Annotated in this window: 10 protein-coding genes; 4 read left to right on the plus strand and 6 right to left on the minus strand. The window is 72.0% G+C overall.

Annotation, left to right across the window (positions count from 1 at the left end; genetic code table 11):
• From NBX02_RS06785 to NBX02_RS06795, 3 genes are all read left to right on the plus strand, one after another.
• The coding region (locus NBX02_RS06785) for an ABC transporter permease (protein ID WP_250290490.1) at nucleotides 1–493 on the plus strand (493 nt) is incomplete at its 5' end.
• Between the two features lie 14 nt (nucleotides 494–507).
• On the plus strand, nucleotides 508–816 hold the full coding sequence (locus NBX02_RS06790; RefSeq protein WP_047223236.1) for a hypothetical protein: 309 nt from the start codon (nucleotides 508–510) through the stop codon (nucleotides 814–816).
• A gap of 223 nt (nucleotides 817–1039) precedes the next feature.
• Nucleotides 1040–2287 (plus strand): glycerate kinase, encoded by a 1248-nt coding sequence (locus tag NBX02_RS06795; protein WP_250282544.1) that lies wholly within the window; start codon nucleotides 1040–1042, stop codon nucleotides 2285–2287.
• Here NBX02_RS06795 and NBX02_RS06800 read toward each other — a convergent pair.
• The 6 genes from NBX02_RS06800 to thiO form a co-directional block, all read right to left on the minus strand.
• Nucleotides 2244–4055, minus strand: a complete 1812-nt coding sequence (locus tag NBX02_RS06800; RefSeq protein WP_250282545.1) for an SdrD B-like domain-containing protein — start codon at nucleotides 4053–4055, stop codon at nucleotides 2244–2246. The genes NBX02_RS06795 and NBX02_RS06800 overlap by 44 nt on opposite strands.
• Before the next feature lie 617 nt (nucleotides 4056–4672).
• Nucleotides 4673–5041, minus strand: a complete 369-nt coding sequence (locus NBX02_RS06805) for a hypothetical protein (protein WP_250282547.1) — start codon at nucleotides 5039–5041, stop codon at nucleotides 4673–4675.
• Between the two features lie 225 nt (nucleotides 5042–5266).
• Nucleotides 5267–6832: an NAD-dependent malic enzyme gene (locus NBX02_RS06810; RefSeq protein WP_250290492.1), complete on the minus strand. Its 1566-nt coding sequence runs from the start codon at nucleotides 6830–6832 to the stop codon at nucleotides 5267–5269.
• 363 nt (nucleotides 6833–7195) lie between these two features.
• Entirely contained in the window at nucleotides 7196–7969 is a 774-nt protein-coding gene (locus NBX02_RS06815) for a thiazole synthase (protein WP_250287311.1), read from the minus strand.
• A gap of 1 nt (nucleotide 7970) precedes the next feature.
• Nucleotides 7971–8177, minus strand: coding sequence for a sulfur carrier protein ThiS (thiS, locus tag NBX02_RS06820; RefSeq protein WP_250287309.1), 207 nt, complete (start codon nucleotides 8175–8177; stop codon nucleotides 7971–7973).
• A complete protein-coding gene (gene thiO, locus NBX02_RS06825; RefSeq protein ID WP_250290494.1) occupies nucleotides 8174–9493 on the minus strand; it encodes a glycine oxidase ThiO in 1320 nt (439 codons plus the stop codon). The genes thiS and thiO overlap by 4 nt, the downstream gene beginning before the upstream one ends.
• A gap of 422 nt (nucleotides 9494–9915) precedes the next feature.
• On the opposite strand from thiO, the gene NBX02_RS06830 reads away from it, so the two are divergent.
• On the plus strand, nucleotides 9916–10893 hold a 978-nt coding region (locus tag NBX02_RS06830; RefSeq protein WP_250290495.1), incomplete at its 3' end, for a serine/threonine-protein kinase.

A 10893-nucleotide genomic window follows, 5' to 3' on the forward strand; every position in this document is an offset into this window, starting at 1 on the left:
GTGGATTCTCTCGGCGAAGGTCGCCTGCGGGCTGGTCGCCGAGCTCGGCTCGATGCGGATCAGCGAGGAGATAGACGCGCTGGAGGTCATGGGCCTCGACTCGCACTCGTATCTCATCAGCACCCGGCTGCTCGCGGTCGTCATCGTCACGCCGTTCATGTTCATGATAGGTACCGGAATCATGTACTGCGTCGAGTACATGCTGAACGTGCACGTGTTCCACAGCGTGTCCGCGGGCGGGTATCTTTCCGTCTTCTGGGCCTTCCAGACCCGGCAGGACGTGTTGTTGTCGCTGGCCATGGGCGCAATCATGGGAATGATGATTGTCGTTGTCGGCTGCTACTACGGGTACACGGCCAGTGGCGGCCCGGTCGGGGTCGGCAAGAACACGGCGAAATCCATGGTGATCAATCTGGTCATCGTCAGCGTGATCGGGGCGGTGTTCCAGCAGATGTTCTTCGGGTCGCTGACACGCGCGCCCATCGGGTACTAGACCATGGCCGGCAGATGTTCGACCGCATGGGCGGCACCGCGTTCGTCTCGCTCGACACCCGTCAGCGACGGCACGGCGCGATGAGTGACGCGATGTTGGCGCAGTTCGCGTTCGCTGCCGTGTTCTTCGTTATCGGATGCTGGGGACGACGACACGCCGCCGATCTCGTTTCTCGGGCCCTTTCCCGCGAAGCGCGGACAGCAAAGGAACAGTCGCTGCGTCGGGGGGCACGCTACTGCCAGATCGTTGCGGTGCTCTTCATCGTGTTCGGGGCGACCGGGCAGACCTTTCCTCTTGGCCTCCCATTTGACGGTCCCATGTAACGGGAAACACGGATCGTGATGGCAGCACTGTCGATCGGATACGGGCGAGACCCGGGCTGGGAGGTGCCCACGCCAGGCCGGTGCGGGCACCACGGCGACGGCAGGGTGCTTCCGCGTGCTCGGGTGGCCTGTTCCACGGCACGCCCCCTTCCTGGCCGACGTCACGCGTCTTCCGGACGCTGGGGCTGGCCGCGGCAGGTCCTGACATGCTGGGCTGGCGGCTGTGACGCATGTTGTGCTGGCACCCGACAAGTTCAAGGGATCGTTGAGCGCCGCCGAGGTGTGCGCGGCGCTGGCCGAGGGGCTGCGCGCGGCCCGCCCGGACGTGCACACGGTGTCCCTGCCGGTGGCGGACGGTGGCGACGGCACAGTCGAGGCCGCGCTGTCGGCGGGATACCGGCGGGTCGCGGTGACCGTGGAGGGGCCCACGGGCGAGCCCGTCGACACGGCCTACGCCGAGTGCGACGGCACCGCGATCGTCGAGCTGGCCGATGCCTGCGGCCTGCGCCGGCTGCCGGGCGGGCGTCCCGCGCCACTGACGGCGTCCAGCTACGGGGCGGGGCAGGTGCTCGCCGCCGCTCTGCGCGCCGGCTGCCGGCGGGTGGTGCTCGGTATCGGGGGCAGCGCGAGCACCGACGGCGGTGCCGGGCTGGTCGAGGCGCTGGGCGCCGTCCTGCTCCCCGGGAGCCCCGGGAGCCCCGGGAGGCCCGGGAGCCCCGGGAGGCCGGGGAGGCCGGGGAGGCCGGGGGGGCGGCGGCGCCACCGGGGCGGGAGCGCACTCGCCGTCCTCGAGGGCGTCGATCTGTCCGGGCTGGATCCGCGGCTGCGTGACACCGAGCTGGTCGTCGCTTGCGACGTCGACAACCCGCTGCTGGGCCCGCACGGTGCCGCTGCCGTGTACGGCCCGCAGAAGGGCGCCACGCCGGACGATGTCGCCTTCCTGGAACAGGCGCTGACCAGGTGGGCGACGGTCGTGACGGCCGCGACCGGAACCGATCACCGGTGGGCCCCGGGGGCGGGCGCGGCAGGCGGCGTCGGCTTCGCCGCCCTGTCGCTGCTCGGTGCCCGGCTGCGTCCCGGGATCGACCTGATACTCGATCTTGTCGGCATCGACGACGTGCTGCGCGGCGCCGATCTGGTGGTGACGGGGGAGGGTGCGCTCGACGAGCAGACACTGCGCGGGAAGGCCCCGGCCGGGGTGGCGGCCCGGGCGCGTGCGGCCGGCGTACCGGTCGTCGCGGTGGCGGGGCGTTCGCTGCTGGATCCCCAGGCGCTGGCCGGTGCCGGTTTCTCGGCGGTGCGGACCCTCGCCGAGCTGGAGCCGGACATGCGGGTGAGCCTGTCGCAGGCGGCTGACCTGCTGCGCCGTCTCGCGCCCCAGCTGATCGAACGGTCCCGGCCGGCTGGCCCGTCCCGTCCCGCGGCCCCTACCCGTCCCGCTGGTCGTGCGGGGGCCGGCGACGGAACATGATCGCTGTTGGGACGCCGACGGCGAGCAGCGCCACGAACGCCGCGAGCGGGAGGAGCGCGCCACCGGAGCCCCCCGTCCGGGCGGCGCTCAGGGAACGCGCTATCCCATCGGCCTGCTCGGTGCTCTCCGTCGGCCTGGCCCGTTCGGTCTGGACCTCCCGCACGGATTCCACCGGTTGCACGGCGAAGGTGTATCCGGTCACGCTGCTACCGACCCGGTCGAGGACGATGTTGCTGAACGTGTCCGGGTGGAGGATCGTGCGGCCGGCGGATCCGCCGCGCGAGGTGTCCTGCCGGACGGCGTACACGCCTGGCACGAGGTCGTCGAACGCCCATTCCCCGGACGCGTCGGTGACGGTCTCCCGCAGGATGCCCGCCCCGTCCGGGCCCGTGCCGGTCAGTTGGATGGCCACCTCCGGAGCGGTGGCCTCGCCCGCGTCCCGCCGACCGTCGCGGTCGGCGTCCAGGTAGGCGTTGCCGCTGATACTGGAGCGGGCCGAAGCGCCGAAGTCGCCGAACGGCCTGAGCAGGCCGGCCAGCTGCCGATGACCTTCGCGGTTCGGATGGTAGATCAGGCTCTGGTCGAGGGCGAGGAAGCCGTCGAGGAACTCGTGTATCCAGCGGTCCGGATTCCGCTGGTCGACGGCGGGGTCCGGTTCGTGGCCGGCGAAACGGCATTTGACGGTGTCGACCACGGTGACGAAACGGCCCGGCGTGCCGACCGAATCCGCCGGTGGGGCGTCCGGTGAGCAGGTGTGTCCGGCGGGGTCGGACGGCCCGGTGAAGCCCGACGAACGGTTCACCGTGTCTGCGGCGGCGATCTGCATGCTGTCCCCGCGGTCGCCGAGTTCCCGGACCGCGGCGGACGGGTCGAAGACCGTCCCGTTCAGGGCGGCCTGCGCTCCTGGCGGCAGGTAGTGCTCCCGGCTGGACAGGTACGGATAGGTGACCAGGGCCACCCGGCCGCCGGGCGGCATCCGCTCCCGCAGGCGGGTGAGCAGGGTGACCAGGCGGCCACGGACCTCCGGGAGGTTGTCCGTCGCCTGCTCGGTGAGCCGTTCGCACTCGGCGATGTCCCCGGCGGGTATCCCGAAGGCCTTCGGGACGTCGAACGCGAAGCAGCGCAGCACGATGTCGGAGAACCGCACGTCGTTGCCGCCGATCGTCAGCAGGACCAGGTCGGTGCCCGGGCCGACCGCGTCGAGCTGTGGCGCGACCAGCCGGGTGCACGAGGCGGACGCGATGCCGTAGGCGACGTCGACCGGGCCGATATCGGCGGTTTCCTCCGGCCCGAAGCCGGCCGAGCAGTCCTGCCGCAGGCGGTCGAGGACGGCGGGATCGTAGGCGGTCTCGCCGATGCGCAGCGGGGTCCGGTAGGTGCGCTGGTCCATTCTGCGCGGGCTGAGAAGGTCGTTCGTGGTGGCGCCGCTGCACGCCCGGTTGACATAGGTGACGTCGTATCCGCGTTCGTCGTGCAGCCACTGGGCGTATTGTTCGCCCCAGTTCACCGTCGAACGGTGGCATCCACGTGGTCCGTCACCGGTGTCATAGGTGCCGGCACCCGCGCCGTTCCCGGCGGCGTACGAATCGCCGAGCTGGACGATCGAAAGATGGGGAGCCGCCACGTCCGCGGTGTTGCCCGGCCTGGGAGCGGCGGTTGGTAACGGGGTGGCCGGTAACGGGGTGGCCGGTAACGAGGTGGCCGGTAACGAGGTGGGCCGGGTGGTGGTGGCGGCGCTCGGTTCGGCGGCGGCCGGTCGTCCAGCCATGATCAGAACTGTGAAAAGAATCGCGGGGACGGCGATCCTGGCGGTGATCCGGAAAATCGGCCCACCCGTGCGGTGAAAGGAGGGCGACCGGTCTGTTCCCGCTTTTTCGGCCGCCCTCGACATGAGGACGGGTTCGGATCCGGCCACCGCGTCGCCCCCGAAGCTTGAGCCATCAGTGGTGCACCTGGAAGTGGCGCACCCGAAAGCGGCACACGTAGCAGTGCCGAATATATTCCGACGCGAAGAGTAACCGACTTGGTCGTGACAGGCAAGCGTCGTGACGGGCGGGCATGGCGTGGGGCGGGAGCGCCCGTCCTCGGGGCCCCCGCCCGCGTGGGCGGAGCGTAGGCGTAACGCTCTCACGCCATCGGGCCCCGCCCGCGTGGGCGGAGCCATGATCGCGCGGCCTTCGGCCTGGTGCCGGCGTCGGCCGTCGGGGGCGCGATCATGGCAATCCGGGTCTCTACGCGGTCGTGTCCGTCGGAGCCACCTTTCGTTGTTTTTCTGTAGTTTATATTTTTTATTCTTGTTGTTTATATTTGGCGGCGACCGTGTCGTCGGTCGATGTGAGTGCTGACGTCAGGCCATGATCCGCGCTCCGGGCCGTGGCCGCGGCGTCACACCCAGGCGCGCCGCCGCCGCCGCGACGACACGGCGCGATACCGCTGCCAGCCACCGGCGACGCCTTCGTCGTCGCATTCCGGCTGGAATTCCGGCTCGCCGTGGCGGGCCGGTACGAACACCGGCTCGCGGAATTCGCGGGTGATGTCCGTCGGCGGTTCCTCGCAGCTGTCGGCCCTGGCCGGGGCGACGGTTTCCGCGGCCAGCGCGTCGATGTCCTCCAGGGCCCGGCGGATGTCCGCCGCCAGCCGGTCGGCGGCCTTCGAGCTCGGTGCCTGGATGCACAGGCACTGGATATGGCGTTGTGCCTCCTGAATCGCTGTGGTTACGGCGGAAATCTCCTTCCGCAGGCTTGCCGACTGCACGATTCGCCACCTCCGTGGTACTCCGGTCACCGGTCGACGATGGTCCGGGCAAATGCCCGTATCCGTGGGGAGCCACCGTGCCGGTCATGTGCGTGAAATATTGCGTTCACATGGCAGTATGATCCGGATGGCGGTGAACCGGCCAGTGGGAGGGACTTTTTTCCCGTCGCGACGTGCCTGAAGTCGGTCACCGGCCCATTCGGGCATGGCCTGGCCGGCCGTGGGTTACGGTTGGTCGGCCAGTGCCTGCCGCGCCGCGGCACCGGCCGCCGCGGCACCGGCCGCCACCGTGCCGGCCGCCTTGGTACCAGACCTCCTGGCCCCGGCTGCCTTGCTCCCGGCTGTCTTGGTGCCAGCCGCCTTGGTACTACCGGCGGCCGTGGCGTTGGCGGCCACGGCGTTGGCGGCCATGGCGCTGACAGCCTCGGCCACGGCCGGCATCACGCGCTCGTCGAAGACGCTCGGCACGACGTAGAGCGGGTTGATCTCGTCCTCGCGCAGCACCGCCGCCAGCGCGTGGGCCGCGGCGAGCAGCATGTCCTCGGTGATGTCATGGGCCCGGGAGTCCAGCAGCCCGCGGAAGACACCGGGAAAGGCCAGCACGTTGTTGATCTGGTTCGGCTCGTCCGAGCGGCCGGTCGCGACGACCGTCGCGTACATCCGGGCGTCCGCCGGGTCGACCTCGGGGTCCGGGTTGGCCAGCGCGAAGACGATCGCGCCGTCGGCCATGGCCGCGATGTCCGCGCCGGTGAGGATGCCCGGCGCGGACACGCCGATGAACACGTCGGCGCCGCTCAGGGCGTCCCGCAGCGTCCCGGCGAGCCTGTCCGGGTTGGTGCGCGCGCAGATCCACCGGCCGTTGTCGTCCAGGTCCTCGCGGGCCGGCGAGATGATCCCGCCGATGTCGGACACGATCACGCTGCCGCCCGCGCGGCCCGCGCCGGCCCGCAGCAGCAGGCGCAGGATGGCCGTGCCCGCCGCGCCCGCCCCGCTGGTGACGATCCGTACGGAGCCCAGTGACTTGCCGACGATCCGCAGCGCGTTGGTGAGGGCTGCGAGGACGACGATCGCGGTGCCGTGCTGGTCGTCGTGGAAGACCGGGATGTCGAGCAGGCCGCGCAGCCGCCGTTCGATCTCGAAGCAGCGGGGCGCGGCGATGTCCTCGAGGTTGATGCCGCCGAAGACGGGCGCGAGCAGCGCCACCGTGCGCACGATCTCGTCGGTGTCCTGGGTGTCGAGGCAGATCGGCCACGCGTCGATGTCCGCGAACCGTTTGAACAGCGCGGCCTTGCCCTCCATCACCGGGATCGCGGCGATGGGGCCGATGTTGCCCAGGCCGAGCACGGCCGAGCCGTCCGAGACCACCGCGACGCTGTTGTGCTTGACCGTCAGCCGCCGGGCGTCGTCGGGCCGGTCGGCGATGGCCAGGCACACCCGGGCGACACCGGGAGTGTAGGCCATGGACAACTCGTCGCGGGTCCGCAGCGCGACCTTGCTCGCGACCTCGATCTTCCCGCCGAGGTGCAGCAGGAACACCCGGTCACTGACCCGCCGGACGACGAAGTCCGGCATGCGGCGCAGGGTCTCGGCGATGGCCTGTGCCTGCTCGGCGTCGACGCACAGGCAGGTCATGTCCAGCACGAGCCGGCCCGCGTGCGACTCCGCGACGTCGAGGGCGGTGACCACCGCGCCCAGCTTGCCGACAGCGGTGGTGATCTTGCCGACGATCTGTGACGATGCTGGTACGTCAAGGCGCACTGTTATCGAGAACGAAACGCTGGGGACGGCCACGAACGTGCTCCATCTGTCGTTCGAGCGACAACGTGGGCAGGTGCCCGCATCGATGCTCGCAGCCGCGGCCCCGCATCCGGCGTAGGCCGGTGCGTGGCAGCAAAGATCACAGGGAGTGGGGAGCGGCGGGAGCGGGGATACCCGGCGCGGGACGCCGGCCTTGCCCGGCCCACGCCATGACACGCCCACGCCGGGACACGCCCGCCCCGGGACGGACCGCCGACCGGGCGGGGGCGCCACCCCATACGGCTCCTTTCCGCTGCCCGGGCAGGCAAACGGCGGCGGCGGGAGCCCGCCCGGAACCCGGACGCCGCCGGGCGCGGGCCGGGATCCCGATCCCGCCACCGGCGGAACCGGGCCGGCTCAGAACACCGCCGTGCCGTGGACGGGCGACGACGCCCGGGCATGGTGACGGCGCGGGATGCGCCCGGCCCGCGCGGCGAACCGTCCCGCGGTGACGCCGGCCGCCATCGCCGCCGCCATCAGGGCGGGATCCTGGGCGCGGGTCACCGCCGACGCCAGCAGGACGGCGTCACAGCCGAGCTCCATGGCCAGCGCCGCGTCCGAGGCGGTGCCGATCCCGGCGTCCAGGACGACCGGGACCTCCGCCTCGGCGACGATCAGCTCGATGTTGTGGGCGTTGCGGATGCCGAGCCCGGTCCCGATGGGCGCGCCCAGCGGCATCACGGCCGCGCAGCCGACCTGCTGCAGGCGCCGGGCGAGCACCGGGTCGTCGTTGGTGTAGGGCAGGACGGTGAAACCCTCGGCGACGAGGCGTTCCGCCGCGTCGAGGAGCTCGATGGGGTCCGGCAGCAGGGTCTGCTCGTCCGCGATCACCTCGAGTTTCACCCAGTTCGTTCCCAGCGCCTCCCGGGCGAGCTCGGCGGTGAGGACGGCCTCGTGGGACGTGCGGCAGCCGGCGGTGTTGGGCAGCACCCGCACGCCGCAGCGGGCGAGCATGTCCAGCGTCGACCCCGGGGTGGTGGTGTCCACCCGGCGCATGGACACCGTGCACATGTCCGTGCCGGAAGCCCTGATCGCCGCTTCCATGACGGCGAGGCTCGGCGCGCCGCCGGTGCCCAGGATCAGCCGGGAGCCGAGCTCCTCACCGGCGATCGTGAACGCGTCGTCGGCCATGTCAGCCTCCCTGGGTGGCGGTCAGGATCTCCACGTGCTGGCCGGCGCGCAGCTCCAGGTTCTCCCACCGGCTGCGGGGGGCGACGACGCCGTCGACCGCGGCGGCGCTCCCACGGCCGTTGGCGGAAACGCTCATCATGATCATGAGCTGGTGCAGCGTGGTACCGGCCGGCACCTGCATGGCCTTGCCGTTCACGGTGAGAGTCATCTGACGTCCTCCCTGGTCGACCGGTTCTCGACGGCCTGGTCATCGGCGACGCGTCCCTCGCCGGCCCGGTCCCCGGCATACTCGACGGCCCGGTCGACGGTGCGGTCGATGGCATGGTCGAACCGGGCCGGGGTGAAGGCGGCGGCCTCGCCGGGCAGGGCGCCGTCCGCCAGCAGGCCGGCGATGGCGTCCGCCGTCACCGGGGTGAGCAGCACGCCGTTGCGGTAGTGGCCGACGGCGAGCAGCAGCCCGGGCAGCCGGGACGGGCCGATCAGCGGTGCGTTGTCCGGTGAGGCGGGCCGCAGGCCGGTGCTGACCTCCTCCAGCTCCGCCTCACCCACCGCCGGGACGAGGGCCTGGGCGTCCCGGAGCAGCTCGTACACGGCGCCCGCGCGGGGCCGCAGGTCGAAGCCGGCCTCCTCGCTGCTGGCCCCCACCACGATCCGGCCGTCGGCGCGGGGCACCAGGTACACCGGGTGGCCGCGTACCGTGCCCCGCAGCACACAGGTCAGCGGCGGCGGCCCGACGGTACGCAGCCGCAGGGTCTGGCCCTTGACCGGGCGGACCGCCGGCAGCACCCCGGGCGGCAGCCCGTCGATCCGGCCCGACCACGCTCCGCAGGCGAGGACGGCCACCGGCGCGGTCAGCTCGGTGCCGTCGGCCAGCTCCAGCCCGACGACCCGGTCGCCGCGCAGCAGCCACCGCCGCGCGGCGGCGGGGAGCAGCGTCACCCCCTCGGCCACGCAGGCCCGCAGCAGCGCGCCGTGCAGCAGCCGGTTGTCGATCTGGTGATCGTCGGGTGCCGCCAGTGCGCCGGCCAGGCCGCTCGCCGACGCCGGGACGCGGGCGCGCAGCTCGCGCCGGGTCAGCAGCTCGGTGCGCAGGCCCAGCGAGCGCGCGAAGCCGTGGATGTCGCGCAGACCGGCCATGTCCGCGCTGTCCCAGGCCGCGACCAGCGTCCCGCAGCGCAGGTAGCCGACCTCGGTGCCGCTGCTGCGCTCCAGCTCCGCGACGAACGTGGGGTAGCGCTGTGCCGACGCCATGTTCAGCGCGAGCAGGGGCTGCTCACCGTAGTGGAGCTCGCTGAGGGGGGCGAGCATGCCCGCGGCCGTCCAACTGGCCCCCGATCCCGGCGCGGGATCGACGACGGTGACTGTCAGCCCGCGCAGACGCGCGCGCCACGCCACGCCGAGCCCGATCACACCGGCGCCGGCGACGATGACGTCCGGCCGGGATCCCGCCGCGCCCCGGCCGTTGGCCCCGGCCGCGCGCGCCGGCGCAGTAGCTGCGCCTGGCGGCATGATGGCTGCCGGCATGAGCCTCCTTATACACTTGGGGTGTCGTTATCCTCACCGATACCGCTCACCCGATACTGTCAGCCTCAATCGCAAGTCTGGCCTGTCCCGCAGCGGTGGGCAGCGGAAAGACGTCCCGCTGGTGGGTGGGTACCCGCCATAGGCTGAATCATGATGATCGGATTTATCGTGGTGGTACCGGGCGTGACGGTGCCGAACAAGGAGATACCGGATATCGTGGTAACGCCTGACGGCGCTCCGCATTTAGTCCGTGCCCGACCAGCCTGCGAGCAACGGGCCTGCACGCAACGGGCCTGCGCCCGGCGGTTGCCGACGGACGGGTGCGTTGGCCCGCGCGGCCGGCGATCCACCGGAGGTGGCCCGGCCGGGGGCGCGGGCCACCCGGCCCGGCGGCTGCCGGCGATGGCCGTCCGCCTCGTAACATGATCGACGGTTACGGTCTGCTGGAGCCGATCGGCTACGGCGGGTTCAGTACGGTCTACCTGGGCCGGCAGGAGATCTTCGACCGCCGGGTCGCGATCAAGGTGATGAACGCCGTCCTCACCGATCCCGACGCGAAGCGGCGGTTCCTGCGTGAATGCCGGGTGACCGGGCGGCTGACCGGTCACCCGAACATCATCTCGGTTTTCGATGCCGGGACGACCCGGGACGGGCGCCCCTACATCGCGATGGAGTACATCGCGGGCGGGTCGCTGGCCGACCGGCTGGCCGACGCCGGGCGACTGGACGTCGAGGAGGTGCTGCGCGTCGGTGTGCAGGTGGCCGACGCCCTCGTGACCGCCCACCGCCACGGCGTCCTGCACCGTGATCTCAAACCGGCGAACATCCTGCTCCGCGAGTCCGGGACCGCCGTGCTCAGCGACTTCGGCATCGCCGTGGCCGAGAGCGCGGCGGAGAACACGACCGCGTCGGTGGCGTTCACGCCCCGTTACACGCCGCCCGAGGTGCTCCAGGGCGGGGAGCACAGCATCGCCTCCGACATCTTCGGGTTCGGCGCCACCCTCTTCACCCTGCTGGCCGGACAGCCGCCGTTCACCGGCCGGGTCCCGGCGCAGCTGCTGCGGGAGATGCTGGACGGGCCGCCGCCGGCACTGCCCGACGAACTGGCCGGCAGCGTCCCCGACGAGCTGGTCACGCTGGTGCGGCGGGCCCTCGCCGCCGCGCCGGACCAGCGTCCCGCCACCGCCGCGGCTGTGCTGGCGGAACTGCGCGCGACAGCCGCCGTCCGCGACGGCCAGGCCGGCACGCCCATCTCCGCGGACGGTCCGGCGGACGGTCCGGAGGCGGCATCGGCGATCACCAGCCATCTCGCCGCTCCCGTTCCCGAGCCGCCGCTGCCCTCCGCGCCACCTGGCGGGACGCGCGCGGCGCCGGCCCGGCCACCACACCCGGGCTCGGGC

Origin of the sequence: Protofrankia sp. CiP1_Cm_nod1, assembly GCF_920888515.1 — a bacterium.
Classification (GTDB): Bacteria; Actinomycetota; Actinomycetes; order Frankiales; family Frankiaceae; genus Protofrankia.